Consider the following 25,123-nt stretch of genomic DNA (forward strand, 5'->3'; position numbering starts at 1 on the left):
TCCTGAACCCGGGAAAATTAGGGGGCAGGGAGGATGATGACGATGAATGAATTGTACAGCTGGCTGCAGGACCATAAAGGAGAGCCGATTATCATCCGTAAAACGGATCTTGCCACGGGGACAGGAACGGAGCAGGATACGGATACGGTACACATGCAGCTTCACGATGTGTCGGTTCAGAACCGGAGCGGGCACTATGTGGACGGTTATGTGTCGGATGCCAAGATTGTTCTCGAAGGTTCCGGTTTTATAGGAACGGATGATGGTGAAGAGAGCATTCCGGAACATGTTTACGAAATTCTGTTTACAGACGATACCCGGACTGAAATTCTGGGGGAAACGATCACGGCCAGCTCGGAAGGGGTCAGCTATACATTTTCCGAAGACGAACAGATCTGATCGAGGATCTGTTCTTTTTTTATTGCGGGCATACTGCTGAACATATTTCCCCTGAAACAGTGAAGGATAGAAAAAGAAAAAGGAGTGAACAGCGTTGAAAGAAGAGATGCATTACGGCGGGGATTACGGCTTTATACCGGCTGTATCCGTTAAAAGCGGTGATTTTACCGAAGTAAGACCGGATGTAAGTTACTACGTGAACCAGATTGTAAACGTCATTTTTATCAGGACCGAAAACGGCTTTGTGCTTGTGGATGCAGGTATGCCCCGTTCAAAGGACCGTCTTTTTGAAGTGATTGAAGAAAACTTCGGAAGCGGACCTCCCGAGTGTATTCTTCTCACTCACGGCCACTTTGATCATGTTGGAAGCATCGTCGATCTTCTGGAAGAGTGGCCGGAAGTACCGGTTTACGCCCACCCCCTCGAGCTCCCCTATCTTACCGGAGAGCGGGATTATCCCGAGCCGGATCCGTCTGTCGAAGGTGGGTTAATTGCCAAAGTGTCGGGCTTTTTCCCGAATGAAGCGATTGATATTTCAGGTGCTCTTCGTCCCCTGCCGGATAATGGTGAGGTTCCCGGGCTCGGGGAGTTCAGATGGATACACACACCGGGACACTCAGAGGGGCATGTGTCTTTTTACCGCGAGAAGGATGGGCTTCTTCTTGCCGGGGATGCGTTCGTGACCGTGCGCCAGGATTCCCTGTACGAAGTGCTGATTCAGCATAAAAAAATCAGCGGTCCGCCCAGGTATTTTACAACCGACTGGCAAAAAGCCCAAATGTCAGTGGAAGCTTTAAGAGATCTCGGTCCGAGCGTGGTCATCACCGGACACGGGCCTGCTGCGGGTGGAACGAACCTCCGCGAGGGGCTGGACAGACTGGCGGAACATTTTCAGGAGGTAGCGGTGCCCGATCACGGCCGCTATTCATAAAAGGAGAGACTAACCATGAAGGCAGTTACGTATCAGGGAGTCAAAAAAGTGAAGGTCAAGGACATGCCGGCACCCCGGATTGAAAAAAAGGATGATATTCTCGTCCGGATTACGAGCACTGCGATCTGCGGGTCCGATCTTCATCTCGTACACGGCATGATGCCGAATTTTCACAAGGACTATATTATCGGCCACGAGCCGATGGGAATCGTAGAGGAAACAGGGCCGGAGGTGACCGCTGTGAAAAAAGGCGACCGGGTGATTATTCCGTTCAACATCGCCTGCGGAGACTGTTTTTTCTGTAAAAATCAGCTGGAGAGCCAGTGCGACAACGCCAATCCCCACGGAGAGGCCGGAGCGTACTTCGGCTATTCCGACACGTTCGGCGGCTATGCAGGCGGTCAGGCGGAACTGCTGCGGGTTCCCTACGGTAATTTTGTTCCGTTTAAAGTACCGGAGGACTGCGAAATGGAGGACGAGCAGCTGCTGTTTCTGTCCGATATCATCCCGACAGCATGGTGGGGAGTGGAGCAGGCAGGCGTAAAAAAGGGAGATACGGTGATCGTTCTCGGATGCGGTCCGGTCGGTCTTTTAGCCCAGAAATTCGCCTGGATGAAAGGGGCAGAGCGCGTAATCGCGGTTGACTATATCCAGTACCGGCTCGAGCACGCCAGAAGAATGAACAAGGTGGAAACATTCGACTTCACCGAGGAAAACGCCCTCGGCACCCACCTGAAAGAGATGTTAAAAGGCGGGGCCGATGCGGTTGTTGACTGTGTGGGGATGGACGGGAAAAAGTCAGCGTTGGAAACAGTTGAAACTGCATTAAAGCTTCAGGGGGGAACGATGGGGCCGATTCAGCTTGCCAGCCAGTGCGTGAGAAAAGGCGGGACAGTGAGTATGGTTGGTGTGTACGGCACCCGTTACAATATGTTCCCACTCGGAGACTTTTTCGCCCGAAACATTACACTGAAAATGGGGCAGGCCCCGATCATCCACTTTATTCCGGAGCTCTACAGAAAAATAAAATCCGGTGCGTTCGACCCGCGGGAAATCATTACCCACCGTCTTCCACTCACCGAAGCAGCCCACGGGTACGAAGTGTTTGATGAAAAAAAGGACGGCTGTATCAAAGTGGTTCTGAAGCCCTGAACGGAGCACCCTGAAGGAAGTTATGAAGTTTCCAGGTCAATGAATTTCCGATTTCTCCCGTTGACATTCGTGCGTTCCTGCGGTAAAGTTTTGGTAATAAAAATTGAATGAATATTTTGCAACTCTTATCAAGAGAGGTGGAGGGATTGGCCCTTTGAAGCCTCGGCAGCAGACCGCGAGCGGTACTGTGCCAAATCCAGCAGACGTACGGTCTGGCAGATAAGAAGAGCGGCAGTTCGTCCAGCGGATCCAACCTCTTCTTATTTGCAGAAGAGGTTTTTTTGTCTGCTGTCATATATAAGGGGGAGAACCGATTCAAAGGAGGGAGAATACGTGGGAAGCGCGTTTAATGAAGGGGAGCACGGAAAAAAGAACGTCATCATCCAGGAGCTCATTTACCAGGGGGTATTCAAAGTGGGTGAGAAACAGCTGTATCAGCTGTCGTTGAGGGAACTGGAAACCGCGTACCACGAGGTGCTCCGAGAGCATGAGGATGAGGACAAATAAAGAAGCCGGCTGTGCACAGGGGGATGCGCAGCCGGTTTCTTTCTGCAAAAAAAGATTTTTGAGCTACTGCTTTTGTATGATTGTCTACTCAGCCGTACAAAGAGAACAGATATAATAGTCCCCGCGATGAGCTGGCTGACAAGAAAAAGAAGGTAATTCCAGGATTTTATGACTAATTTCCGGTAAAACCGGGTACGGGTTAACCAATGACGCGATTATCAGACAGGAGGGTCTCACATGAACAAAAAACTGCAGCGGCTTATGAACCTCAAAGAAGCACTCAACAGACACGAGTCCTACGAGAACCCGGAAACAGAGTATACGAGTAAAGGTGAACCGGTCCTCTTTACCCGATTTGACCACAGTCACGGCACGGCTTTGTTTGCGTTTACCGCCAATAAGGAATTCACTTTCCAGAAACATCAGATCGACCTTTCCATAACAAATGGAACCGTACGGATTCTGGCCATGAAAATGCCCGGGAAAAGTGAACTTGATTTCGGTTATGAAAGTTTTCTCCTGAAAAAAGCTGAACACATTGCCCGCGAAAACGGCGCCGGTAAAATAAAGTTTGTGATCGACGCAGGAAGCACAGCTGCCTTTAACAGACAGGTTGCTCTATTTAAGAAAAACCATTTTAATGTTTACGGCGGGAACGCCGAAAAGGTTCTTATCCCTGAACATTCCATCATGCATCTTACGGAAAAAGAAGCAGTGGGAGACTAAAGAAACGCCCGGGAAACGATTCCCGGGCGTTTGTTCTTTCCTTCTTCCGCCGATCCTAAAGCTGGAGAGGCAGTGTTGTTGCTACAGCAACAATGTGCCGGTACACTTGTAATCAGAAGGAGTTGATCATTGTGTCAGACCTATATCAGAGACGTGTAACAGACCACTGGTACGTAAAGTATGAAGAAGCTGCGTTCCCTTTTATCCAGAAAGGGTGGGTGCTCCCTGCCGGCCAATGGGAAAAGTTTGATCCGTTTATTCTCATGGCTGAGGACTGGTTCAAAAAAGGCGCGTTTTCCGATCACCCCCACCGCGGTTTTCAGACGCTTACCTACGTCATTGACGGCCGGGTGGAGCACATTGATAACGGCGGCGGCCACGGGATTCTTGAACCCGGCGACGTGCAGTATATGAATGCCGGCTGGTATGCCCGGCACGCCGAGGAAGGGGTGGACGACGATATCGCCCACACACTGCAGCTGTGGATTAACCTGCCGGCCGAAAAAAGAAAATCCGAGACGATTTACCAGGATGTCCACAGTGAAAATATGCCGGAAGTTACGTTTAAGGGCGGCCGCGCCCGGGTGATTGCCGGAGACACTGCCGGGAAGCGCGGACCGCTTGAGTCTGTTGTTCCCATTACAATGACCGAAGTTCACCTGGACGAGGGAGCCGAGTGGACGCTGCCGCTGCCGGCAGACCATAACGCTTTCCTGTACGTTCTCTCAGGGGACATGACTTTTGGCGAGAACGAAGTCCGGCTTGCCAAACACGGAGCAGGAACCCTCAGTTTTCAGGAAGATGCTGTGGACGGGGAGGAAAGCGGACTCACCATCCGTGCTAACGCGCGCCGCTCGAAGGTGCTCGTCTACTCCGGAAAACCAATCCGGGAGGAAATCGTTCCGTACGGCCCGTTTGTCATGAACACCATGGAGGAAATCAGGGACGCCTACCGTGACTTCAATGCAGGTAAGTTCCCGGCGCCGCGGGCTTAAATCAATACGCGACTTCCCAATTTCGGGGCTGGCCTGAAAGGTGTTAAAGCTTTCCTTTCCGGTCAGCCCCGTTTTTACTCATAAATCCTCTCTCCGGTTTCATACTAAGCAGACCAGAATCGAAGAGGGGAGTGACGGTATGGGGGAATATACGATTTTTTCGGCCTCAATCGGGAACGGTCATAACGAAGCGTCGGAAGCACTGAAGAATCAGTTTCTCGCCAACGGGGAGAAGGCGGCAGTGGTGGATACGTTTCACTCGATCCATCCCCTGCTTCACTCACTCTTTTTTCACGCTTACCTGTCCATGCTCCGTTATCAGCCCGGTATCTGGGGCGAGCTGTACAAGCAGTCCGAAACACGTGCCTATTACCGCTGCCTTGATCACTTTGCGACGCTCTTCTGCCGGAAACTGAACGCAATTATTACCGAACGGGGCACCGGTGCCATCATTTCTACTCATCCGTTTGTAAATGCTTTTCTTGCCCGGTTAAAAGACAGGGCGAAGCTGAACATTCCCTTTTATACGGTGATTACCGATCTTCATCTTCACCCGGGCCATGTGAGGCCGGAAATTGATGGATACTTTATTTATCCCACCCCGCATGAAAAATTTGCGGAAAAATACAGCGTTCCTGCAGACCGTTTTTTTCCAACAGGCATCCCGATTAAAGCCATACCGGGAGGAAGTTCGAAGGAGGATATCAGGCGCAGCCTTGGCCTTGATCCTGAAATGAAAACGATTCTGATTACCGGGGGCGGCATGGGCCTCTGCAATTACGGGGGTATCCTGACCGAGCTGGAAAAAATGGACACAGCGGTTCAGATCCTCTGCCTGACTGGAACGAACCCGAGAACAGCGGACGAGGTGTCCAGTGTGAAATCGAAGCGCCATACGATCAGGGTCATTCCGTTTACCAATCGTTTTATGGATTATCTGCGTGCCAGTGATGTGGTAATTACAAAAGCAGGGGGGCTCACGCTTTCGGAAGCCCTTGCGTGTGAAACACCGCTGATTATCTTTGACCCGGTTCCGGGGCACGAATCGTGCAATGCGGAGATGCTTACAGAAGCGGGAGCGGCAGTAAAAGCAGAACAGGCCGCGCAGATTCCCAACATCCTGAACACGCTGCTCCATGATGGGGAAACCTACAATGCCATGGCGGCGAGCGCCAGCCGGTTAAAAAGACCGGACGCAGCTGGAGAAATTGTCCGGGTGATCTGCGGCCGGCAGAAGGAAATACTGCAGTAAAAGGCTGATCGACCGATGTATGATGCAGACGGCGATCAGCCTTTTTGTCGGTCTTTAGCGTACTTTGGTCGTTCAATGGATTGACTGTTTGAAGCCGGATGGTATTAAAACTCGAGGGAGCAAGAGGAGATTTAATACGAAAAAGGCATAATCGTATTAAAACGTCCTGCAGCATGAGGAGTTATGATATGAAAAAGGCATAATCGTATTAAAACTCGTGGGAGCAAGGGGAGATATGATACGAAGAAGGCGTAATCGTATTAAAACGCCCATCAGCAAGAGGAGTTTTGATGCGAAAAAGACATAATCGTATTAAAACGCCCTTCAGGAAGAGCAGTTATGATACGAAAAAGGCGTAATCGTATTAAAACCTCCATTAGCAAGAGGAGATATGATACGAAAGGGGCGTAATCGTATTAAAACTCGTGGCAGCAAGGGGAGTTATGATACGAAAAAGGCGTAATCATATTAATATAGCAGCAAGAGGAGTTATGATACGAAAAAGGCATAATCGAATTAAAACGTCCTGCAGCAACAGAAGTTTTGATTCGAAAAGCCCGAAATCATATTAAAACCCCTGCCGGTAAGGACAGCCGGACCACCGCTGCAAGCGTCGGCCTGCAGCGGAGCCTGAAAACGGCACATTAATTAATCAGTCCACTCACCCGTGCCCCCCTCTACGACATCGGCACCTGTTTAATAATCTTCCCGTCAATCCGGTCAAAAATCTCATCGAGGGACGGTCCGGTAATCGTGAGACCATGGTTTTTCAGGCCGATCACGGCTCTGGCGGGATCTTCGGACTTCCGGATCAGCTCGGCCACATTTTCCGCAAGCTCGTACGTGCCGCACGGGTAGTTGATTTCCGTTGCCTCAATGCCGTCCATCCAGGCATGAATATGAACGATGGCGCCCACTTCTGGGTGTTCCCGGTAAATCATCCAGTGCTCGATCGCGTCAACACTCGCTCTTTTCGGCTGCACACCCTCGGGGATACTCACTTCAATCTGGTTGTTCTCTTCGTCGTACCCTTTGATGAAAAGCATGTCCCTTCCGATTTCCTTCATATCCGCCTTGTTGATACCGCTGGCGCTCATCCAGAAGTGCTGCTCGTCCTGGCGGGCACTGAGGTTGCCGTAGCTCAGTCCGCCGATGCCATACAGCTTTTTCAGATGGCGCATATCCTTGTCGCTCAGGTAGTTTTCAAGCGGAAAAGGAGCGGGAAGGAGATCGAGTTCATCAAGACGCTTGCCGGACTCCCTGAGCTGGGAGGTGACGTCACAGCCTTCCCACAGTTCGGAGGCAAGGTCTTCGTCAAAGTGGTTATTAATGACAAGCCTGGCCATGGCGAGCGGCTCCAGCCGGCCGAACACTTTCTCAAAGAAATGAGCATCTTTATCTCCACCTGCTGTACGACGATGAGTGAGCGTATAACATCCCTGCTCGGGGGTCATGAATGTGACCTTCATCTCGTCACCCTGATGATTGATATAGATCAGGTGATTGGAAAGAGAGCGGATGAGCAGTGGATAAACCTCTGTAAAAATATCAAACGGCTGGCCGCGGGTCTCCAGGATAGAGACGACAAACGTGGCCTGGGATTTACGGCGGAACGGGCGGACACGGTCTTTACTTATCAGGTTGAAAACGAGCTGGAGCGAATCGCATTTGGTATCGTCTTCTTCATGCTCAAACCCCCGTCTGCTGAATTCGTTTTTCAGGCCGGAACAGAACCATGACAATGTGTCTGTTGCCGGGGTTCCTTGAATATGAAAGTTCTTCATGCGGATCAGCCTCCTGTAGTGGTTTTGTTATGATCAAACACAACTTTCAGTACGTTCTTTGACTTTTTGCTCAATACGGTCTGAAATGCCTGGCGGTACTCGTGAAGCGGATATTGATGCGTAATCAGCGGCGAAAGATCGACTCGTCCTTCCTTCATAAGATCCACCGCAATTCGGAGTGTGTCCTGCTCTTCGCCCTTGTACATGTTTGTACTGTAGGCAAAGCATCCTTTGACGGCGAGTTCATTAAGCCACACTGTTGTCCAGTCAATGGAGTCAATGATGCCGGCAAGGCCCACCAGAACGACAGTCCCACGGCTGCGGGTAAACCGGAGGGAATCCTGTACACTCTGTTTTTTCCCCACACATTCATAAACAAGGTGAGCCCCTCCCTGCACAACGGATGGGCCGATCACGGGCTTCAGCTGCTCCGCCCCGAAGATCTCAGCTGTTTCCTTTACGTATGTCTCGCCTCTGGAAAGATAGACCACTTGGTCCGCACCGAATTTTTCTGCCAGCTCGCCCTGGAATTTGTGCTTGGCCAGCACAGTAATCCGGCAGTCGTAGTCGAGGGCGCGAAGAGCAGCCACAACAGACAGGCCAATCATCCCGCTTCCAATGACGAGAACGTGATCACCCGGTGACGGCGGATTACGAAGCACCGCGTGCAGTGCGCAGCTGAACGGTTCAATAAGGACGCCGTTCAGATCATCCACCTCTTCCGGAAGCGGAATGACCTGCGTCTTATGGGAAACGAGGTACGGCCCCCAGCTGCCCCCGGTGTCCCGGCAGGCACCGATTAACAGGCCGGCACCCACATCGCCTTTGGTTTTGCTGTAGCACAGGCTCTCGTTTCCGTTTTCGCACGCTTCGCATTTCGGAGAGATGCCCCTGCTTTCACAGGAGAGGACCGGATTGATGACAACGCGCTGGCCCGTCTCCACGTGCTCCACATTTTTACCGGTTTCAGTTACGACACCGACTGCCTCGTGCCCAACCGTAAACGGAAACGAGGCAAAAGGAGATGTAGCCGGACTGTCGTGAAGAAATATAAGGTTCATATCGCTTCCGCAGATTCCGCCGTACCTGACCTTGATCTTCACCCAGTCGTCGTTTGGCAGTTCAGGCTCCGGTGCCTGCTGCCATTTCAGACACGATAGTTTCGGGTGCCAGAAAACGGACGGCATCCATCTGCCTGCCAGTTTCGTAATGACATAATTGGAAAGTTTGAAATCGAACTGCAAAACTTTCATCAGGATTCACCTCTTATAGTTCTGCTTATTAGAATGCTGGAAAAACCGGTAATTTATTCTTCTATTATGAGGGTATTCGGGTTACGATATCAAACAGAAGATTCAGAACATTGCCAGGACGGGGTTTATCAAAGTATACTCGGAATTTGAAAGGGAAATGATGGGGGAAAGATCAGGGGGAGATTGTATGTACATCGTGATTGTGAACGAGAAGGCAGGGAACGGAAAAGCTGCCGGGAAGTGGAGAAGGATTGAAGAGGAGCTGCAGAAAGAAGGCGTGCCCTACCGTGCCACTTCGGCTTTTCCGGTAAATAAGGATCTTTTTAAGAGGGGGGACATCTCGGGGATCGTCGTGATCGGCGGGGACGGCACGTGTCATGAAGTGATCAATCTGCCGGAGACAGATGATATCCCCCTCGCCATCGTTCCGGCAGGTTCGGGAAACGATTTTGCCCGCTCAATCGGAGCAGACAGCAGTGCTGCCGAAGTGGTCGGGAGGCTTAAAAACAGGGATATACGCATGACCGATGTCCTTCAGGTAGATGGAAGACGATGCATGACCGTCTGCGGAATCGGTTTCGACGGCACGGTGGCGTCCCTGACGAACAAATTCCGGCTTAAAAAGTATCTCGGCCGTCTTTCCTATGTAATCAACGTCCTGCGGGCGCTTGGATCCTACGTGCCGGAAGACGTAACGGTAACGGTGGACGGAGAAGCCAATACATACAGCGGAGTCTGGCTCGTTGCTGCAGCCAACTTCCCATTTTACGGAGGTGGCATGAAAATCTGTCCGGAAGCCGACGCCCAGGATGATCAAATTGACATCTGCCTCGTCCACGGCATGAACAAGCCCCGACTGCTAAAGCTGTTTCCGCGGGTCTTCAGCGGAAGTCATATCGGGGCAGAAGGGGTCATAACCGTCAGGGGGAGGGATATAAAAGTGGAAAGCACGGCCCCTCTCGTAATCCATGGAGACGGGGAAATCCTCGGTACTACCCCGGTGAATGTGACTGTCTCTAAAAAGAAAATCCCGCTGATCTACTGAGGATCAGCGGGTACCGGCTTTTCTGCCGCGGATTACTCGTTCCAGCACGTCCCTGTATTCATGGAGAAAACAGGCGGAGAAGAACTCGAACAGCTTCTGTTTCCATTTTTTTTCGACAGGCATTCTAATGGCACGCTCCTTTGCAAACCTGATGTACCTGTTACTATGGTCTGTGAGAAGCTGATTTATTCGAGTAAATAAGAGGAGAATGCAGTAATGAAAATGTTTACAGAAAATATGGACCCCTACAGAAATCCTGTCCGCTACGATGAAGACTACGGCTCCTACACTCGCGATAGGGCTCTTCTTTTTGAGTGGGCAGAAAAGCAGGGAGGACCGGTAGTCGATCTTGCATGCGGTACCGGCCGCACAGCAATCCCTCTGGCAGAGAAAGGATTTACGGTAACCGGCATCGATCTCAACGAAGGAATGCTCGAACGGGCCCGCCAAAAGACAGCGGAGCAGAATCTTCCTGTCACCTGGTCACGCCAGGACTGCACCGACTTTACAGTGCCCTCACCGAGTCCGTTTATCTATATGACCGGCAATTCATTTCAGCATTTTCTCACGAACGAGTCCCAGGAACAGCTGCTCCAGTCTGTCCGCCGCGCACTCACTCCGGGCGGCGTGTTCATCTTCGGTACCCGATTTCCACTGCACGAAGATACCGGACCCGAAGAGATTTCGCAGTACGCAGACGAAGAGGGGGGACGCATCAGGCTCGAGGAGAAGTACGATCCCATCACACAGCTGCTGGAAAGTCTCACTGTACGTACTGCAGAGGACGGCACTGTCACCAGACAGCGCATTACGCTCCGCTACACGTATCCCCAGGAGATGGAACGCCTCCTTGGCACCTGCGGATTCACTGTCCTTCATCGCTACGGCACTTGGGAAAAGGACCCGCTTGAAGCGGGAAGCTGGGAAATGATTTATGTTTGCAGGAACGCATGAAAGTGGCACCGCCCCGGGTGGGACGGTGCTTTTTAGATTAATGTTTTTCAAGATTGTCCATAAAAAAATCAAGCCTTTTTGTAAATTCCCCGCTATTATAGTCTACTCTGTCAGCATGCTTATGAGTAAAATAATATTCTCCGAACCTCTCGACAATGCGGAAGTAGCCATCAATGAACTCCTCATGTGAGGAACCCGTGGATCCTGCATAGGAAAAAATGTACGGATCGCTGCCTCCAAGGTTTTCTTTAAAATCCAAATCGATCCCAAATGAGCTGTGAAAGATTTCACGGGCATTATCCAGGTCAAAACTGTCGTCCAGTTTACCGAATACATAGTAGCTGTTTTCTGATATTTCAGGATCGCTGAACCGGTAGAAATTGAAGTGTTCTCCCTGTATTTCCTCCACCTCGGTATTAGACGGGAGGTATGAGCTTAAATGCCATTCAGGAAATTCCATGAGAGACATTTCAACCACTTCATATTGACCGGTAAAGTGGGCTAAAATTGTATCTTTACTTTCTGGTCTCATTATTTCCGGATGCAATTCGCCTTCAGAGCCGTATACAGGGCGATTTTTAGTTATACTCATTTCAGACAGAGCAACCCAGGAAAGGCGGTCATCGTTTTTCTCTTCTATCTGAGATTCAGCAGTCAAAATGATCGGCTGACCAAAGAAGTCGAAAATGAAAAGTTCATACAGGCGGCCGTTCTCTTCATTTACAAACGCATATAGTTCCACCTCATTTATATCAAACTGGTTACTGTTACTGATGTATTCCTTCCCCGGTAAGCTGCTTACAAAGCTTTTCACCTCACCGATGTTTATGGTGCTTCCAGCTGTATAGTCCCAATTATTCAATATCTGCTGGACTTCCACGTCTACTTCGTCAAAACGGTCTTCAGGGAGGAAAGTGAAAGTCATTTTATCTGTACCGGATCCTTTGAATTCGGAACGGTAAACTCCATCATCATAATCCTCTCTCACTGACCAGTTACGGGGAAGTCTGACTGAGTAATGATCGTTACGTATGTTGAAGTACTCGAATTGGTGAACGTTGTAATTTATCATTTCATGGTTAAGGATATGCCGAAGGACACGATCATCCTTGCCAAGCTGGGGAAGATCATCAGGAGTTAGTGATTCTGAATTCCAGGGTTCGTCAGTTATTACAGCAGCATCCTCAACAATATCGTTGTCGTGATTGTCCTGATTGTACTCCGTCGATTGAAAGTCTGTCTGCCCATCAGTGAGGGTAGTGTGAAGAATGAGTATCGCTCCAACCCCCGCAGCCACTACCGTCGCCAGTCCTCCGAAAATTCCGTGCTTCCAGCGCGTGCGCCGCTTTTCTTTTTCCCTTGCATTGTGATTTTCCCCTAACCCCCGCGTGAATGCCTGGAGACTTGCTTCCTTTGTTTTTTCCGGGGCTTTTACCTGCTTTGTCTGCTTTTTCGTGAGCGATCGCAGCATGTCTTCTTCATGGTTATTTTTCCTCATAGGATGTCACCTCCATGCTGATGGATTCTGACAGGGCGGTTCGGGCCCGGCGCTGCATCGCTTTGATGGCGAGGACCGACTTGCCCATAATTTCGGCAGTTTCCTTCAGGGAAAAATCCTCGATAAACCGCAGATGGAGAACTGTTCTGTACTGGTCTGGAAGCTGGTCGATTGAATCGACGACATTTTCCATATGTAATTTCCGTAAGGCGGTATGTTCGGCAGATTCATCCCTGCCTCCGAGGGTTTCAAGTGCAGCTGATTCGGTTGAGACGGTCCGTCTTGCTTTATTTTGTTTCCGGTAGAAGTCGATCACCGCGTTTCTCGCGATTTTAAAAAGCCACGTCTTAAAGGACGATTTGCCTTCGAAACGTTCAAGCTGGCAGGCAGCTTTGAAAAAGACGTCCTGAAGCAGCTCTTCCGTATCGTGATGACTGCTGGTCTGATTATAGATGTAGTGAAACACGCGGTCGACGTAGCGTTCGTGCAGCAGTCTTACTGCCTGCTGGTCGCCTGCGAGTATATCCTCAATAAGTTCGTAGTCGGTCATCAGCGTTCCTCCTGTTTCTTTTTCACATATGTAGACGCAGAGGCGAAGGAAAAGATGCTCGTTTATGGAAAAGTTTATCATGTTTGCGGGACTGGGGAATTAAAAAAAAAGCGAAACCGCCGAGGGTTTCGCTTTGCTGTTTCTATTTACTTCTGAGCAACCGGTGCATCGAGGAGGGTACAGCTTACTTTCACCTCGAGATCCTGTCCGCCTCCGCGGTAAACGCCCTGAAGCGGGCTCAGATCCGAGTAATCCCTGCCGGTGCTGATGATGATGTGATTTTCAAGTGCCTCCACGTTGTTCGTAGGATCCAGGCCGACCCAGCCGATGCCCGGTACCATCATTTCAACCCAGGCATGGGTCGCCGCATCACCGACTAAGGCGGAATCCTCGCCAACGTAAAGATAACCGCTCACGTATCTTGCCGGAATCCGCTGGGAACGGAGCACCCCGAGCATCACGTGGGCAAAGTCCTGACAGACGCCGCCTTTGTTCGGAAACGACTCGTGGGCTTTCGTTTCAACACCGGTCACCTCGGTGTTGTAGGCGAAATTCTCGCTGATATAGCGCATCACACGGATGGAGCATTCAATCGGGTTATCACAGTCACCAACGGCGCTGATGATCTCATCGATCTGTTCGTCAAACAGAAAGGTGTACGGCGTGTCTTTCAGAAACGCCAGGTAATGACTTTTGAAAAGAGAGGAATGGAAAATTTCCTCCATCTGCGGCGTATATTCAATGTTATGGATGAACGGGCTTTTCTGGATACTCACCACCGATGTGGTTTTGACCTCCAGCTTTTCGTGGACTTCAGGAATAAAAAAAGTCTCCACTGTGTTGCCCCACAGATCCACGTATTCTTTCGTGAGTGACGACGGCTTTATTTTTGAGTCGTAGGCGAGAAGCCGCTGACATTCATCGGTCTTCGGCTTCAGGCGGACGTAGTTCAGGCTCTGGTCGACTTTTGTTTCATAATGGAATGTATTCGTATGTTCGATCCGGTACTTCATTTTTATTTCTCCTCTCGGGGGTCTGGCTCGGACGGCGGGTCAGCTGAATAACGGAAAGAGCATGAATGGCAGCGGGCAGGCCTCCCGTGGCTGTCGGTACGCGGTGCGGCATGCCCTTCCTCCCCCCCCTCTGCAGAATAAGTTACGCTTCTTTTCCCTTAAAGTCCCGGGGTTACACCTGCGCCGGCGGACAAAATAAAAACCCTTCCGCTGAGGGGAGGGTTAAATTTCTGCTATTCACTTTTTTCCTCACTCGTATGAGGCGGGTCATAGGTTACATAAGTGCCGGCAATAAAGTCGTGAATCGACCGTTTGTCTTCCCGAAGACCAACCATAAACGCACTGACGATGACGGCAATGCCAATGGTGATAGCATATACGAGACCGCTGATAAGGTCTCGCTTGATCATCGTCCAGAGCGTGACGTTGGAGCCGTCCATCTGCACGATCCTTACTCCGACAGCTCTTTTTCCAACCGTGTAACCGTACCAGAAAACCGGCACAAGAAGGAAATAAAGCAGGCTTAGCAGGTCAAGCGCTGAGTAGCCATCAAAGAAAAACTGTCCGTAGATGATGAGTCCGAGGATTCCCAGCACTATGGTGACGAGAATCCCATCGACAATCGCCGCCCCGAGACGGATCCAGAAACCTGCAGGTCTGTTCACATCCATACATATCACCTCCTTTTATAAAATGGTATAAAAAACCATTCCCTCCCCTAAACAGATTAAACTACTTACTCATCATGTACTAGGTCCTTGGGAATAGTTTTGAAAACGATGGTTAAAAGTAAATTCGACAGGGAATAGTGAGCCCAACGGCAATTATCTTATATTTGGAAAGACATCCTACTAACAATCATATTAAAGGAGGAAGATTTTCATGCTTTGGACCATTATTGGTATTCTGGTTTTACTCTGGCTTTTCGGCTTTTTATTCGAGGTGGCAGGCGGCCTGATTCACGTGCTGCTCGTCATCGCTCTGGTGGTGTTCATCATCAATCTCATCCGGGGCCGCTAGCTTTTGAAGCGCGCGCCAGTGTAAACATCAGAAAGCCCGTTTTCCTTTTAGAAGGGAAACGGGCTTTTTCTTTATGACGTCCGGCTCAGGTACTCAGCGAGAGTGCCGTGGGCGTTCAGGTTTTTGAAGTTAATACCGAGCTGAACGGACGTCTGGGCCACGGACGGCCGGATGCCTGTCACAACCATCTCCACTCCCACAAGCTGGAGGACGTCACGGATGCTGAAGAAGTTCTGCGCCACGTAAGTATCAAACTCAAGAATCCCTGACAGGTCGATCACAAGAGTTTCAATTTCCGAGTCGATAATTTTCGGAATGACGTTCTCCATAATATGCTTTGCCCGCTTTTCATTGAATTCACCCACCATAGGCAGTATGGCGGTGCCTCTTTTAATGGGAACAACCGGTGCGGAAAGCTCAACAACTTCTGCTTCCATGGTGTCAAGACGTTCCTGGTTGTTTATGTTAAAACGTCTTGTTGTGTTGCGGATTACATCATCAAAAACAAAGATGACTTCTTCGTAGAGCTCGGTAATTTCGCTCACGGTCATTCGGTCAAACAATCCATCGTCCTTAAGTTCGTTCATTAAAGAAAGGCGGAATGTGCTGATCAGATCGATGGTGTCCCGAAGGAAAGTGCCGTCTCGGAAAAAGGAGGTGTCCAACTCGTACGTAATGTTCATTTCCTCCGTTTCCTCCTGACTGCGGGTCAGGCTTTTGGCCACCTTGCTGATCAGCACCGGCAGCATTTCCCGGTGTTTCGTCAAATAATCGGTAGTCAGGTCGGTATCCAGTTTCCTGCATGCGTCATCAATCAGCCGTTCGGTCAAAGCGTCTTTTTTCGTCTCGAGATAACTCGCGATTGAATCAAGAATATATTCCACTTCCACTCTCTCCATTTATTAGGAATTGTGTTCTTTAACGAGTGTAACTTACAATCCGCGCCACTACAATAAAATAGGTGAGATAGCGGGAAAAAATTTGAATTGTTCCAGTTTTATAGACTTAAAACAGGCTCATTACAGTGCCGGCAGCAGTCAGAGCGATGAGATGATAGCCTGCCCCGATCATAAATGTCGTTCTCGCATCCCTGGTGGCATGCCCCAGACCGAAAAGAAAGTCCTTACTGTAGGCAAAAACGACGATCAGTCCAGTCAGAAAACCGAGAAAAGCGCCATCCAGTGCGGTCTCGGCACCGGATACGACCAGCAGCGAGTACAGAACAGCCACTGTAAAAAGCGTAACAAGGCTCACCAGGCCGTAATTCGGCTGTTTCGCATCACGGATGTTCAGCAGGTCCACCCATCTGCTGCCAAAAAGCAGAGGGGAGTAATAGAGCATCCCGATTGCGATGTAGAGAATTGTACCAATCAGAATGGGAAGGATCACAGAAAACCAGTCCTTTTTTTCTTTTATAATAGCATATCATCCTGTAAAAAGATGGTTGATTTTCATCTGCTGGTGTATAGTGGAAATAACAAAACCAGGAAGCGGGTGGGGAGCATAAGGTACCTGTTGAAGCCTTTTAAGACGTTCACGCTTTATTTTTTCCTGCTGGGGACAGCGATTTCTCTTTTCACATTTATGAGGGGAACCGGAGGCACGGTGTTTTTAAGCTACGACCTGCTGCTTGCCCTGCTCATGAGCCTGGACTTTATGCAGCCGCTGCTGTTTAACCAGGAGACAGTCGGGATGGAGCTGAATCCGGCGGCATTTGTGATCAAGCCGCTCACGTTTTCCTTTTACGGTGTTGTGATCGATCTCCTCATCCGGCTCGGGCAGAGGAACGGACGACGCAGGCTTACGGTGGCAGAGATGCAGGAGCTCACCCGGGACGAGCTTCCGAAACAATAGGGAAAAGGACAGTCTGACGCGGAGTCAGCGCTGTCCTTTTTTGTGGTAATGTATTGCAGCCTTCTTTAACAGCATATACGCTCCGGGTTTGCAGAAAGTTTCGCGTGTGTGAACATGAAAAAAACCCGGCTTCGGCAGCTCCGGGTTTTCAGTCTTTTACACTTCATCCGGGTCCTTAGTCGTAAACGCAATAAACACCGTAGCCGCAATGATGGACAGCCCCTGGTAAATGAGCACGTCCACGAGCGTGCGGACGCCGTCACCACCGCCGGTTATGGCGGTGAAAAGAATCGCAGCTGTATAAAAAGCAATAAATGAGGCCAGACCGCTCCAGACACTTTTTCCAATCCTGTTGGCTGCATAAACGGTAGCAAGCGTCAGCGCCACGAGGAAAACAGTGGAACCTTCCAGGACAAACTGATACACCAGTACACCGGTCAGCAGAAGCAGCATACCAGCAGCAACAGAGACAACAAACCTCGGCATCACCATGCATGATCCCCCCTTACCCGAATGTATGACGGGGAGGGACAGGAAATGCCTGCTCTTATCCCTCACTTCTGCTGGCAAATGGGGGAACAGTGTGTGGCTGGCGGTTATTTAGCGGTTAGCGGCTGCTATTTGGTATTTAATAAGGATGATTTAGCTTTTAATTTTATTCATTTAGTGGTTAATTCGTTTATTCAGCTTTTAGCAAGCCCATAAATCCTTAATTAAGCGGTCTCCCGCCTCCGGAAAAACGTAAATCCTGCCACGATGATCAGCGCTACCGCTACATTTGATGTCCACGTCCAGTCCCGTAAAAAAGGCACGAATCCTGCAGCGTAAGCCACTACCGCCATGACGAGAAACGAGGCCGCCTTAGTAAGTCGCGTCGACGGAACATTAAATATATATTTGGGAATCTCCACAACCGCCATGACGGCAAAGAGAAACACGAGCATCCACACAAACTCCATCACGTTGATCACTCCAGTCAGTGCCAGTTTACCACGGTAGCGCCCCCCGAAAAAGGTATGTGAAGCGTTTGCAGCGAATGTTACGATAGATCCCCTGCAGGGAAGAGGGTAGATACGAAACGGAGGCGATGCAGATGACGGCAAAAATTACGAGCAAGCTCGATGCGACGGGACGGGTGAGTGTGCCGCGGACGGTGCGGGACAGCTGGGAGATGGGTAGTGCTGTTCGGCTCGAAGTGCTGAAAAACGGGGATGGCCTGCGCCTGTCCAGGGCCAGACAGACAACCGGGGATTGTTACACTCTAAACAGCCAGAACCGCCTGTTCGTCCCTGCTGAACTTCGTGAACAGGCAGGATGGGAAGCGGATCTCATACTCGAGTGGAAGGTGGCGGACGACTTTGTCCTTATCGGCAGAGACCTCCAGGTATGCGAGATCTGCTACAGCGACCGGGCGCTGGCTCCGGTCCGGCAGACGTTTCTATGCGCAGACTGCCTGGATGAAGCGGGAAAAAACAAGCTTTACGCCTGGGAGAAGCCACTCGACCGGCTCGTTTCACGATTTACCGAGGCATGCAGTTATGCGTCCGACGGTGAAATGGCCGATTTAAACGAAGCAAGGGAAGTGGGCGGTGAGCTGCACGCTGTACTGCATTTTCTCGGTGTACCTGCGGATCACGAACTTCTTATAACGCTGGACAAAGCAGACCGGCGCCTGCGAAAAGTAATTGAGCCTGCCAGGATGATGGAAGCCTTTGAGGCGTGGCAGACAAAGACAGGAAAGAAAAAGCGGGCGCTTGTTTATGAACACCTCACCCGGACTGCTGGGAAAAAACAACGGAAACAGTCGGGTAAACTCGGGAAGCTGAACCGCATTGTCAACGAGGACTTCGAAGAGTCCTGGCACACGTTTAAGGTGGAAGAACTGTACAACCTGTTTGAAGCGTGCGATGTGGACACGAGGCGAAAAGCATACGAGCTGGCCGTGGAGGAAGCGGAAGCAGAGTGGAACCAGGCCAGGGGAGCAGGGGAGGATCACTTTCAGGCTTCGCTTGCGTCAGCAGCATCACTGGAGCAATCCGTCAGCGAGCTGATCGCGGTCTGCCGCTACCTGGAGGAAGCCGGTGAACATAGCGACGGAAACGATCTTGACAGACTTCAGGACCGCCAGCTGGAACTGTCCCGGCTCTGCGACATTAAGACCCGCCTCGATGAAGTGGACCGTCGGAAAGAGGAGCTGGATGTAAAGCAGAAACACATTCGCGGCGTAAAGAAGGAGATGCTCGGGGAAGTGTAAGGAGTGAGGGCGGCAAGACCCTGAGGGAGCCCGGTGGTTTTGCCCTCCCTCACATAACCCCCGCCCGGCAGTCAGCCGCCGTAAAACCGGTTCTACCTCGAAATGCTATACTTAATCCATCACCCTCAGAGGAGGCAGACAACGATGACTGACTACGGAGATAGTCTTTTTAAAGGTACAGCAGGCTACTATTCCCGCTACCGGCCTGTCTACCCCGCATCCCTTGTGCGTTTTCTCGTCCAGCGCTTTTCCCTCGACGGCACCGGCAGCCTGCTCGACCTCGGCTGCGGAACCGGCCAGTTTGCAATCCGCTTCAGCGACTGGGTGGACGGGATCGTCGGCATCGACCCGGAGCCGGAAATGATTAACGAAGCCGCCCGGCTGAGCCGCGAAGGGCGGATCAATAATGCAGAGTGGTTTAACGGTACGCTCGAAGACTACGAAAATGACGGAGGGCCCTTCCGCCTCGTGACGATTGCCAAGGCGTTTCACTGGATGGACAGAAGAACAGTGCTTGATCAGCTCCACCCCCAGGTCACTCCCGGTGGCGGCATCGCCATCATCGATACATACCCGGTGGGCCAGGCCCGGCCGAAATGGAAATCAAAGCTGGAAGAGGTCATTGCCCGCTGGTACGGACCGGAGCGCCGGGCCGGAAACACGACCTACTCCCGGCCCGAAACGAATCACGAAGACATCATCCGCCAGTCCCCGTTTGAGCTGGAGACGGCCACCCTGCCGCCGCACGAGCACGTCTGGACGATCGATTCGATTCTCGGACACCTGTACTCTACCTCCTACGGTGCCAGACACTTCCTCGGCGACCGCATACCGGACTTTGAAGACGACCTCCGGAACACCCTCCTGACCACCGAGCCCTCCGGTGTGTTCTGGGAAAAAACCGGCACGTCGGTTAAGCTTGCGCTGAAGACGGAGAAAAACAGGTAAAAATACGCTTTAATGGTTGTTTTATCCTCCTTTTGTCCCTATAATGAAAGAAAGTTAAAGGGGGACTAAAGTTGGGTGACGATGTAACTTTTTTTAACGGGTATGGGTTGGATAAAGTAGACTTCAGCAAAGCAGAAAAGGGTAAGACTGTTCTCGTCAAACCGGAAACGAATGGAGCCACAGCACTGAAGTACCCATTCTTTCCATACATGAAGTAAACAGAAACAGGGGTGCCGACTGGTTATCGGTACCCCTGTTTTTTTATATCTTCCGGCTGTGTACTCAGCTTTCATCGGGCCATTCGGCTGTCCTAATCACTCATCGTACATTGGTTGAATACGATATTACCGTCACTACATTGGGCGGGAGAGTGGAAAATGAGCCATTATTTTTTGCGGGCACATACAAGTAAAGGATACGTTTCCTTTGCAGAAGATACGATGAAGAATTTTAAAGATACAATTGTTTTAACAGGCGGAAGCAAAAAGCTGAGGGAAGATTTATTAATCCGGCTGCTGAATAAGGATGGCCAGGGACCGGCTGCGGACACAAGGTATATACATCTGGTGGACGGGAAAACCGTTGACGGGATTTCAATTGGAAGGGAGCTTCTGATTCTCGCAGAACATCCTCAGGACCATTTGGAAGTTAAAGACGTTCAGCGGATGAATCTGGACGAATGTATCCATTTAAATGGGAATCGATCATCGCTGGGGGAGAGTTTCAGTCAGATAGGGGAAGCGGAATCAAGAGTTCATCGCTCTTTCCGTGAAGGAGTAGCGATTCATGAAAAAAAGGAAGAACTGTACCTGAAAGGCATGGATTTCTCCAAAGCAGATCAGGCAGCCGAAGATGTGATTGACATTATGTTTCAAAATGCCGGGCAGGTCAGAAAATCTGCCTCACCCTTATCGGAAGAAATCCTCTTTGGAGGAGCCACAGCCTTTGGACCGGTCAATTTTATCAATGAAATAACCAGACCGCTTAATCACCGGCTGATCATTAAAGGCAGGTCAGGAAGCGGAAAATCCACTCTCATGAGAAAAGTGGTTAAAAATGCTCAAGCGAGCGGGCTGTCTGTAAAGGTTTTTCCGTGCGGCCTTGATCCTGAAAGCCTGGACATGGTGGTTCTGCCTGAACTCGGCTTTGCTTTACTGGATGGTACTGCGCCCCATGTGATCAACCCTTCAGGAGAAGGGGACCAGGTCATTGATATGTTCGAACGCTGTATGGACCCTGAAGTGGAACAGACATATGCAAAGGAGCTTCAGGACCTGTCCCTTGCGTACCAGCATAAAATGAGAGAGGGTACAGCCGCACTGAAAGAAGTGCTGGAATTAGAGGAGGAGATTGACCGGAAAATTGCCGCTTGTGTTGATCAGGCGGGTTTTAACAGTCTTGCAGAAAGACTATTGAAAAGAATTTCAGGATAATAGTATTCACCAGAACGTCCGGCGTGTTTGCCCCCGATAATCGGAGACAAACACGCTTTTTATTTGTGGTTATGTTTACAAAGCCTGAAGGTATTTGCCGGCCCGGGTCTTTACCGTGCTATAATGATATTATTTGTCCGTCCTTTTTGGGCAACCAGGACAGCAGCAGAGGAGCCTGAACCTGTTTTCAGCCAGGTGCAGGCTTTCTCTGATTGGGGAGAAAGGATGGGTGAAATGCAGGCAACCTGGAAATTAAAAGGAATGTTATTTTTTATACATTCGGCAATGACAATTCTCGTAAGCTACCTTCCGGTTTATTTTCAGCACCTGGGTCTTGCGGGTTCCCAAATTGGGATTCTGCTGGCGGTAGGGCCGCTTGCATCTATCATGTCCCAGCCGTTCTGGGGGTTTATGAGTGATAAATGGCAAACCGTAAAGCGGGTTTTGCTGAGCTGTCTTATAGGAGGATTAATTACCGGCTTTGTTGTATTTCAGATGACCGCTTTTCTGTGGATTATGCTGCTTTTATTTTTCTTCTTTGTATTTATGGCTCCGGCTGGAGGGCTTGGCGATAGTCTTGCCCAGAAAGTATCCTACCAGCGCGGGGTTTCTTTTGGGAGCATCCGTATGTGGGGATCCCTCGGTTTTGGGACTTCTTCCCTTCTTGCCGGTTTTCTTCTTGTGAGAATCGGAATCGAAAATATCTATTTTATATTTGCTTTTTTACTTTTAATAGCAATATTTTTCTGTACCAGGGCACCGGATAGTGAACCGGCCAAAAAGAAGGCAAGCCTCAAGGAGGCGTTAAAGCTGGGGAAAAATCCTTTACTGGGCTTCTTTTTGCTGATGATTTTCTTCATTAGTCTGACTCACAGGGTTAACGACTCTTTCCTCGGACTGTACATCGTGGAACTTGGAGGGAGCGAATCCCTTATTGGGACTGCATGGTTTATAGGCGTAATTACGGAAGCAGTCGTCTTTGGCATGAGTGCTTTCTGGCTTCGCCGTTTTCACCCGCTTACCTTTATCAGCATTGCTGCTTTCGTATACGTTGTAAGGTGGCTGCTGCTGATGATGGCAAACAGTCCGGCAGATGTCCTGTTTATTCAGGTACTCCACGGTCTGGCTTTTGGACTGTTTTATTTAACTGCTTTCCAGTTTATCGCACGGCTCGTGCCGGAAGAGCTGGAATCTACCGGTCACCTGCTTTTTATAAGTGTATTTTTTGGCGTTTCCGGGGTGATTGGCTCTCTTGCGGGGGGAATGATTATTGATTTATTTGACTTCAGAACCTTATATCTAGCCATGTTTTATTTTGCCATTGCAGGATTGGGTGCCTCGTTTATTTACAGGCGTTTTTATTTCAGGAGCGATCAGGGTAAAGCTGAACAAAAGACAGCAGCCGGGCTGGAACAGTAACCGGTTTGTCGGGGAAAAAGCAAAACAGGGGTGCCGCATTTTGAGCGGCACCCCTGTCTGGTCTGCTGCACGGAGTGTGTTTTAAAATTCCTTCGCTGTGTCAGCGGCTTTCTGTACACCCTGTGCAATGATTTCGTCTGTTTTGTCAGGGAACTGGTTGTGACCCTCAACGATCACTTTCGTAATATCTTCGATGCCCCAGAACCCGAGCATGTTGCTCATATAGTTTACGGCCATCTCGGCAGCCTGTGCCGGACCTTCGGAGTACACGCCTCCACGGGCGTTGAGCAGCGCCACTTTTTTACCGCCGAGAAGCCCTTCAGGACCTTCAGCCGTGTAGCGGAACATTTTGCCCGCCTGCGCCAGGTAGTCCATGTACGTGTGGAGAGCAGCCGGTACCGTGAAGTTCCAGAGCGGGAACGCGAAGACTACTTTGTCCGCTTCGAGGAACGGGTTCAGGTAGCTTTCCACGAATTCCGCGTCTTTTTCCTCTTCGGCAGTCAGCTCCATGCCCTGGCCTTTTTTGAACATTGCAGTGATTTTATCGTTGCCGTAGTAAGGAAGATTTTCCTCGAACAGGTCGATCTCCGTGATCTCGTCCTGCGGGTTAGCCTCTCTATAGCTGTCCGTGAACGACTTGTAGAGCTTCACGCTCACTGCCTGTTCGATCGGACGGTTGTTTGCTTTTACGAAAAGTACTTTTGCCATGGTGAATACCTCCAGAGATGTTGTTTTGTATAAAAATGGTTGTTTATACAACCTTTAGATCTGGTTCAGGTTGCTGTAGCAACCTCTGTAACGCAGAATTCTACAGCTGTGCTTCTGCGTTGGCTTTCATTTTCAAAAGCAGGCGCTCCAGTTCCGCCAGCTCCTCGTCTGTGATCCCCTCTGTGACTGATTCGTTGAATTTCTCGGCTACGGGAATCACTTTTTCCCCAAGCTCGCGGCCCTCGTCCGTGAGAAAGACTTTAACAGAACGCCGGTCCTCGGTGCAATGAACACGCCTCACGAATCCCTTTTTCTCAAGATTCGATGCCATCCGGGCGATGTTGGTCTTGTCCTTGTCCAGCGCGTCAACGAGCTGGTGCTGGGACTGGCCGTCCTTTTCCCAGAGAAGCATCATGATCAGGTTCTGCTCCGGCGCCAGGTTGTACGGCGCGAGCTTGGCCTTGATGAGACTCGTCATCATCAGATCCGCCTTATGCACTTTTATACTGATATAGTCTTTAAACGGGAGCATCGGTGGATCAGTCCTTTTGTGAAAAAATAGTTGCTATGGCTACTAAATCAACAGTTTCCATTGTAACGAGCCGGAGATTCTCTGTCAACTGGAGTGTATCTGGTTAATTATGGTTGACAAAATGTTAACTATTATTTACATTAAGCATAGGATAATTAACATAGGGATCAGAAAGGAGCGGGAGATGCTCAGAAATCGCGTAAAGGAGCTTCGGGCGCGCCACGGGTTTTCCCAGTCGGAACTGGCAAAACGGGCGGGCGTCACCCGGCAGACGATCGGCTTTATTGAAAAAGGGGAGTTTTCCCCATCCATTACACTGTCACTGCGTCTGGCAAAACATCTGAAAGTAAACATCGATGAGCTGTTCTGGCTCGAAGGGGAGGATGAAGAATGAACAAAAAGGATTTCCGGGTCCGGGTGCCGCTATGGAACATCGCAATATTTGCCGCACTGGCATTTTGGGCGTACGGCGGGGTGTACGCCGTTGACATGATGTGGAACGGGATTGAGGTCACTGTGGAAAACGGGGAAGCTTCCGTCCTGTGGAACATGCCGGCACTTGCTGCAGCCTTTGGCGGAATGGCCCTGCTGCTCATTGTTGTTACGGCATACTTCATTCAGGTGATCAGGCATAACCGCAGGAATCCTGAAAAAAAGCTCGGCGCCATCTACTTTTTCAAGCCGGTTGAACTGCTGGAGGATGACGAAATGGTTAGTCAGATCACCAACCGTGCTGCAAAAAAAGTGTACGCGTTTTACACGTCGCTGCTGCCACTGCTCGTTCTGCTCATGCTGTTTCCCCTTCCCAGGTACACCTTTATTCTGATCGTCTGCTTAGGTATTATGGCGCACAATGCCATCATTTATCGGGAGATGCGCAGGTTTGTTTCATAGGA

The 25,123-nt window shown here is 50.2% G+C and carries 31 protein-coding genes and 1 riboswitch; of the genes, 19 read left to right on the forward strand and 12 right to left on the reverse strand.

Annotated features, from left to right (window positions below):
- Positions 1-33: 33 nt before the first annotated feature.
- The 7 genes from ymzB to FGB90_RS13370 all read left to right on the forward strand — a co-directional run bounded on the left by ymzB (position 34) and on the right by FGB90_RS13370 (position 5,962).
- On the forward strand, positions 34-399 hold the full coding sequence (ymzB, locus tag FGB90_RS13340) for a protein YmzB (protein WP_138811344.1): 366 nt from the start codon (positions 34-36) through the stop codon (positions 397-399).
- Between the two features lie 94 nt (positions 400-493).
- Positions 494-1,330: an MBL fold metallo-hydrolase gene (locus FGB90_RS13345; protein WP_246056183.1), complete on the forward strand. Its 837-nt coding sequence runs from the start codon at positions 494-496 to the stop codon at positions 1,328-1,330.
- A 15-nt stretch (positions 1,331-1,345) separates the two neighbouring features.
- Positions 1,346-2,482: a zinc-dependent alcohol dehydrogenase gene (locus FGB90_RS13350; protein ID WP_138811345.1), complete on the forward strand. Its 1,137-nt coding sequence runs from the start codon at positions 1,346-1,348 to the stop codon at positions 2,480-2,482.
- 122 nt (positions 2,483-2,604) lie between these two features.
- Positions 2,605-2,708: riboswitch (SAM riboswitch) on the forward strand.
- Between the two features lie 107 nt (positions 2,709-2,815).
- On the forward strand, positions 2,816-2,989 hold the full coding sequence (locus FGB90_RS13355; RefSeq protein ID WP_138811346.1) for a Fur-regulated basic protein FbpA: 174 nt from the start codon (positions 2,816-2,818) through the stop codon (positions 2,987-2,989).
- A gap of 237 nt (positions 2,990-3,226) precedes the next feature.
- Entirely contained in the window at positions 3,227-3,715 is a 489-nt protein-coding gene (locus FGB90_RS13360) for a hypothetical protein (protein ID WP_138811347.1), read from the forward strand.
- 92 nt (positions 3,716-3,807) lie between these two features.
- Complete coding sequence (locus FGB90_RS13365; protein ID WP_138811348.1) at positions 3,808-4,710, forward strand: pirin family protein; 903 nt, start codon at positions 3,808-3,810, stop codon at positions 4,708-4,710.
- Between the two features lie 139 nt (positions 4,711-4,849).
- Positions 4,850-5,962: an MGDG synthase family glycosyltransferase gene (locus FGB90_RS13370; protein ID WP_138811349.1), complete on the forward strand. Its 1,113-nt coding sequence runs from the start codon at positions 4,850-4,852 to the stop codon at positions 5,960-5,962.
- A 677-nt stretch (positions 5,963-6,639) separates the two neighbouring features.
- Here FGB90_RS13370 and FGB90_RS13375 read toward each other — a convergent pair.
- Together FGB90_RS13375 and FGB90_RS13380 are read right to left on the reverse strand one after the other, a co-directional pair.
- Positions 6,640-7,746, reverse strand: a complete 1,107-nt coding sequence (locus tag FGB90_RS13375) for a class II aldolase/adducin family protein (protein ID WP_138811350.1) — start codon at positions 7,744-7,746, stop codon at positions 6,640-6,642.
- Between the two features lie 5 nt (positions 7,747-7,751).
- Positions 7,752-8,999 (reverse strand): zinc-dependent alcohol dehydrogenase, encoded by a 1,248-nt coding sequence (locus FGB90_RS13380; RefSeq protein ID WP_138811351.1) that lies wholly within the window; start codon positions 8,997-8,999, stop codon positions 7,752-7,754.
- A 187-nt stretch (positions 9,000-9,186) separates the two neighbouring features.
- On the opposite strand from FGB90_RS13380, the gene FGB90_RS13385 reads away from it, so the two are divergent.
- Together FGB90_RS13385 and FGB90_RS13390 are read left to right on the forward strand one after the other, a co-directional pair.
- The gene (locus tag FGB90_RS13385) at positions 9,187-10,044 is read left to right on the forward strand and encodes a diacylglycerol/lipid kinase family protein (RefSeq protein ID WP_171051822.1); all 858 of its coding nucleotides are present in this window, start codon (positions 9,187-9,189) and stop codon (positions 10,042-10,044) included.
- 216 nt (positions 10,045-10,260) lie between these two features.
- Positions 10,261-10,998: a class I SAM-dependent methyltransferase gene (locus tag FGB90_RS13390; RefSeq protein ID WP_138811353.1), complete on the forward strand. Its 738-nt coding sequence runs from the start codon at positions 10,261-10,263 to the stop codon at positions 10,996-10,998.
- Between the two features lie 37 nt (positions 10,999-11,035).
- Here the strand turns inward: FGB90_RS13390 and FGB90_RS13395 are convergent, their stop codons facing one another.
- The 4 genes from FGB90_RS13395 to FGB90_RS13410 all read right to left on the reverse strand — a co-directional run bounded on the left by FGB90_RS13395 (position 11,036) and on the right by FGB90_RS13410 (position 14,730).
- Positions 11,036-12,496 carry a hypothetical protein gene (locus FGB90_RS13395; RefSeq protein ID WP_138811354.1) on the reverse strand — a complete coding sequence of 487 codons (1,461 nt, stop codon included), beginning with the start codon at positions 12,494-12,496 and terminating at the stop codon, positions 11,036-11,038.
- Positions 12,483-13,046, reverse strand: a complete 564-nt coding sequence (locus FGB90_RS13400) for an RNA polymerase sigma factor (protein WP_138811355.1) — start codon at positions 13,044-13,046, stop codon at positions 12,483-12,485. Before FGB90_RS13400 ends, FGB90_RS13395 begins: the two co-directional genes overlap by 14 nt.
- Before the next feature lie 146 nt (positions 13,047-13,192).
- Positions 13,193-14,059, reverse strand: coding sequence for a transglutaminase family protein (locus FGB90_RS13405; protein ID WP_138811356.1), 867 nt, complete (start codon positions 14,057-14,059; stop codon positions 13,193-13,195).
- Positions 14,060-14,292: 233 nt separating this feature from the next.
- Positions 14,293-14,730 carry an RDD family protein gene (locus tag FGB90_RS13410; RefSeq protein ID WP_138811357.1) on the reverse strand — a complete coding sequence of 146 codons (438 nt, stop codon included), beginning with the start codon at positions 14,728-14,730 and terminating at the stop codon, positions 14,293-14,295.
- A gap of 211 nt (positions 14,731-14,941) precedes the next feature.
- On the opposite strand from FGB90_RS13410, the gene FGB90_RS13415 reads away from it, so the two are divergent.
- Entirely contained in the window at positions 14,942-15,079 is a 138-nt protein-coding gene (locus FGB90_RS13415; RefSeq protein WP_138811358.1) for a lmo0937 family membrane protein, read from the forward strand.
- Positions 15,080-15,150: 71 nt separating this feature from the next.
- Here the strand turns inward: FGB90_RS13415 and FGB90_RS13420 are convergent, their stop codons facing one another.
- Positions 15,151-15,963, reverse strand: coding sequence for an STAS domain-containing protein (locus FGB90_RS13420; protein WP_171051823.1), 813 nt, complete (start codon positions 15,961-15,963; stop codon positions 15,151-15,153).
- A 121-nt stretch (positions 15,964-16,084) separates the two neighbouring features.
- Positions 16,085-16,468, reverse strand: a complete 384-nt coding sequence (locus FGB90_RS13425) for a DUF1761 domain-containing protein (RefSeq protein WP_138811360.1) — start codon at positions 16,466-16,468, stop codon at positions 16,085-16,087.
- 216 nt (positions 16,469-16,684) lie between these two features.
- Between FGB90_RS13425 and FGB90_RS13430 the strand changes: the two genes are divergently transcribed.
- Complete coding sequence (locus tag FGB90_RS13430; protein WP_171051824.1) at positions 16,685-16,933, forward strand: hypothetical protein; 249 nt, start codon at positions 16,685-16,687, stop codon at positions 16,931-16,933.
- A gap of 156 nt (positions 16,934-17,089) precedes the next feature.
- Here the strand turns inward: FGB90_RS13430 and FGB90_RS13435 are convergent, their stop codons facing one another.
- On the reverse strand, positions 17,090-17,425 hold the full coding sequence (locus FGB90_RS13435; RefSeq protein ID WP_138811362.1) for a hypothetical protein: 336 nt from the start codon (positions 17,423-17,425) through the stop codon (positions 17,090-17,092).
- 45 nt (positions 17,426-17,470) lie between these two features.
- Between FGB90_RS13435 and FGB90_RS19720 the strand changes: the two genes are divergently transcribed.
- On the forward strand, positions 17,471-17,638 hold the full coding sequence (locus FGB90_RS19720) for a hypothetical protein (protein WP_171051825.1): 168 nt from the start codon (positions 17,471-17,473) through the stop codon (positions 17,636-17,638).
- Positions 17,639-17,646: 8 nt separating this feature from the next.
- Here the strand turns inward: FGB90_RS19720 and FGB90_RS13440 are convergent, their stop codons facing one another.
- The gene (locus FGB90_RS13440) at positions 17,647-17,895 is read right to left on the reverse strand and encodes a hypothetical protein (protein ID WP_138811363.1); all 249 of its coding nucleotides are present in this window, start codon (positions 17,893-17,895) and stop codon (positions 17,647-17,649) included.
- 131 nt (positions 17,896-18,026) lie between these two features.
- Here FGB90_RS13440 and FGB90_RS13445 point away from each other — a divergent pair, with 131 nt between their 5' ends.
- The 5 genes from FGB90_RS13445 (at position 18,027) to FGB90_RS13460 (ending at position 22,987) form a co-directional block, all read left to right on the forward strand.
- Complete coding sequence (locus FGB90_RS13445; protein WP_138811364.1) at positions 18,027-19,187, forward strand: hypothetical protein; 1,161 nt, start codon at positions 18,027-18,029, stop codon at positions 19,185-19,187.
- 144 nt (positions 19,188-19,331) lie between these two features.
- Complete coding sequence (locus FGB90_RS13450) at positions 19,332-20,135, forward strand: class I SAM-dependent methyltransferase (RefSeq protein WP_171051826.1); 804 nt, start codon at positions 19,332-19,334, stop codon at positions 20,133-20,135.
- A gap of 71 nt (positions 20,136-20,206) precedes the next feature.
- Positions 20,207-20,353: a hypothetical protein gene (locus tag FGB90_RS19725; protein ID WP_171051827.1), complete on the forward strand. Its 147-nt coding sequence runs from the start codon at positions 20,207-20,209 to the stop codon at positions 20,351-20,353.
- Positions 20,354-20,512: 159 nt separating this feature from the next.
- Positions 20,513-21,568: a hypothetical protein gene (locus FGB90_RS13455; RefSeq protein ID WP_138811366.1), complete on the forward strand. Its 1,056-nt coding sequence runs from the start codon at positions 20,513-20,515 to the stop codon at positions 21,566-21,568.
- A 234-nt stretch (positions 21,569-21,802) separates the two neighbouring features.
- Positions 21,803-22,987 carry an MFS transporter gene (locus tag FGB90_RS13460; protein ID WP_281280060.1) on the forward strand — a complete coding sequence of 395 codons (1,185 nt, stop codon included), beginning with the start codon at positions 21,803-21,805 and terminating at the stop codon, positions 22,985-22,987.
- 81 nt (positions 22,988-23,068) lie between these two features.
- On the opposite strand, the gene FGB90_RS13465 is transcribed toward FGB90_RS13460, so the two are convergent.
- Both FGB90_RS13465 and FGB90_RS13470 read right to left on the reverse strand, forming a co-directional pair.
- Positions 23,069-23,695 carry an FMN-dependent NADH-azoreductase gene (locus FGB90_RS13465; RefSeq protein ID WP_138811368.1) on the reverse strand — a complete coding sequence of 209 codons (627 nt, stop codon included), beginning with the start codon at positions 23,693-23,695 and terminating at the stop codon, positions 23,069-23,071.
- Between the two features lie 100 nt (positions 23,696-23,795).
- Positions 23,796-24,227 carry a MarR family winged helix-turn-helix transcriptional regulator gene (locus FGB90_RS13470; protein ID WP_138811369.1) on the reverse strand — a complete coding sequence of 144 codons (432 nt, stop codon included), beginning with the start codon at positions 24,225-24,227 and terminating at the stop codon, positions 23,796-23,798.
- A gap of 184 nt (positions 24,228-24,411) precedes the next feature.
- Between FGB90_RS13470 and FGB90_RS13475 the strand changes: the two genes are divergently transcribed.
- Both FGB90_RS13475 and FGB90_RS13480 read left to right on the forward strand, forming a co-directional pair.
- The gene (locus FGB90_RS13475; RefSeq protein WP_138811370.1) at positions 24,412-24,621 is read left to right on the forward strand and encodes a helix-turn-helix transcriptional regulator; all 210 of its coding nucleotides are present in this window, start codon (positions 24,412-24,414) and stop codon (positions 24,619-24,621) included.
- Positions 24,618-25,121, forward strand: coding sequence for a hypothetical protein (locus FGB90_RS13480; RefSeq protein WP_138811371.1), 504 nt, complete (start codon positions 24,618-24,620; stop codon positions 25,119-25,121). Before FGB90_RS13475 ends, FGB90_RS13480 begins: the two co-directional genes overlap by 4 nt.
- Positions 25,122-25,123 lie beyond the last annotated feature (2 nt).

The organism is Alteribacter natronophilus (assembly GCF_006007885.1).
Classification (GTDB): domain Bacteria; phylum Bacillota; class Bacilli; order Bacillales; family Salisediminibacteriaceae; genus Alteribacter; species Alteribacter natronophilus.

Coding starts and splice junctions, on each gene's coding strand:
- ymzB (WP_138811344.1), top strand. CDS start 34: ATGATGACGATGAATGAATTGTACAGCTGGCTGCAGGACCATAAAGGA.
- FGB90_RS13350 (WP_138811345.1), top strand. CDS start 1,346: ATGAAGGCAGTTACGTATCAGGGAGTCAAAAAAGTGAAGGTCAAGGAC.
- FGB90_RS13360 (WP_138811347.1), top strand. CDS start 3,227: ATGAACAAAAAACTGCAGCGGCTTATGAACCTCAAAGAAGCACTCAAC.
- FGB90_RS13365 (WP_138811348.1), top strand. CDS start 3,808: ATGTGCCGGTACACTTGTAATCAGAAGGAGTTGATCATTGTGTCAGAC.
- FGB90_RS13370 (WP_138811349.1), top strand. CDS start 4,850: ATGGGGGAATATACGATTTTTTCGGCCTCAATCGGGAACGGTCATAAC.
- FGB90_RS13375 (WP_138811350.1), bottom strand. CDS start 7,746: ATGAAGAACTTTCATATTCAAGGAACCCCGGCAACAGACACATTGTCA.
- FGB90_RS13380 (WP_138811351.1), bottom strand. CDS start 8,999: ATGAAAGTTTTGCAGTTCGATTTCAAACTTTCCAATTATGTCATTACG.
- FGB90_RS13385 (WP_171051822.1), top strand. CDS start 9,187: ATGTACATCGTGATTGTGAACGAGAAGGCAGGGAACGGAAAAGCTGCC.
- FGB90_RS13390 (WP_138811353.1), top strand. CDS start 10,261: ATGAAAATGTTTACAGAAAATATGGACCCCTACAGAAATCCTGTCCGC.
- FGB90_RS13395 (WP_138811354.1), bottom strand. CDS start 12,496: ATGAGGAAAAATAACCATGAAGAAGACATGCTGCGATCGCTCACGAAA.
- FGB90_RS13400 (WP_138811355.1), bottom strand. CDS start 13,046: ATGACCGACTACGAACTTATTGAGGATATACTCGCAGGCGACCAGCAG.
- FGB90_RS13405 (WP_138811356.1), bottom strand. CDS start 14,059: ATGAAGTACCGGATCGAACATACGAATACATTCCATTATGAAACAAAA.
- FGB90_RS13410 (WP_138811357.1), bottom strand. CDS start 14,730: ATGGATGTGAACAGACCTGCAGGTTTCTGGATCCGTCTCGGGGCGGCG.
- FGB90_RS13415 (WP_138811358.1), top strand. CDS start 14,942: ATGCTTTGGACCATTATTGGTATTCTGGTTTTACTCTGGCTTTTCGGC.
- FGB90_RS13435 (WP_138811362.1), bottom strand. CDS start 17,425: ATGGTGATGCCGAGGTTTGTTGTCTCTGTTGCTGCTGGTATGCTGCTT.
- FGB90_RS19720 (WP_171051825.1), top strand. CDS start 17,471: ATGCCTGCTCTTATCCCTCACTTCTGCTGGCAAATGGGGGAACAGTGT.
- FGB90_RS13445 (WP_138811364.1), top strand. CDS start 18,027: ATGACGGCAAAAATTACGAGCAAGCTCGATGCGACGGGACGGGTGAGT.
- FGB90_RS13450 (WP_171051826.1), top strand. CDS start 19,332: ATGACTGACTACGGAGATAGTCTTTTTAAAGGTACAGCAGGCTACTAT.
- FGB90_RS13455 (WP_138811366.1), top strand. CDS start 20,513: ATGAGCCATTATTTTTTGCGGGCACATACAAGTAAAGGATACGTTTCC.
- FGB90_RS13460 (WP_281280060.1), top strand. CDS start 21,803: ATGCAGGCAACCTGGAAATTAAAAGGAATGTTATTTTTTATACATTCG.
- FGB90_RS13465 (WP_138811368.1), bottom strand. CDS start 23,695: ATGGCAAAAGTACTTTTCGTAAAAGCAAACAACCGTCCGATCGAACAG.
- FGB90_RS13470 (WP_138811369.1), bottom strand. CDS start 24,227: ATGCTCCCGTTTAAAGACTATATCAGTATAAAAGTGCATAAGGCGGAT.
- FGB90_RS13475 (WP_138811370.1), top strand. CDS start 24,412: ATGCTCAGAAATCGCGTAAAGGAGCTTCGGGCGCGCCACGGGTTTTCC.
- FGB90_RS13480 (WP_138811371.1), top strand. CDS start 24,618: ATGAACAAAAAGGATTTCCGGGTCCGGGTGCCGCTATGGAACATCGCA.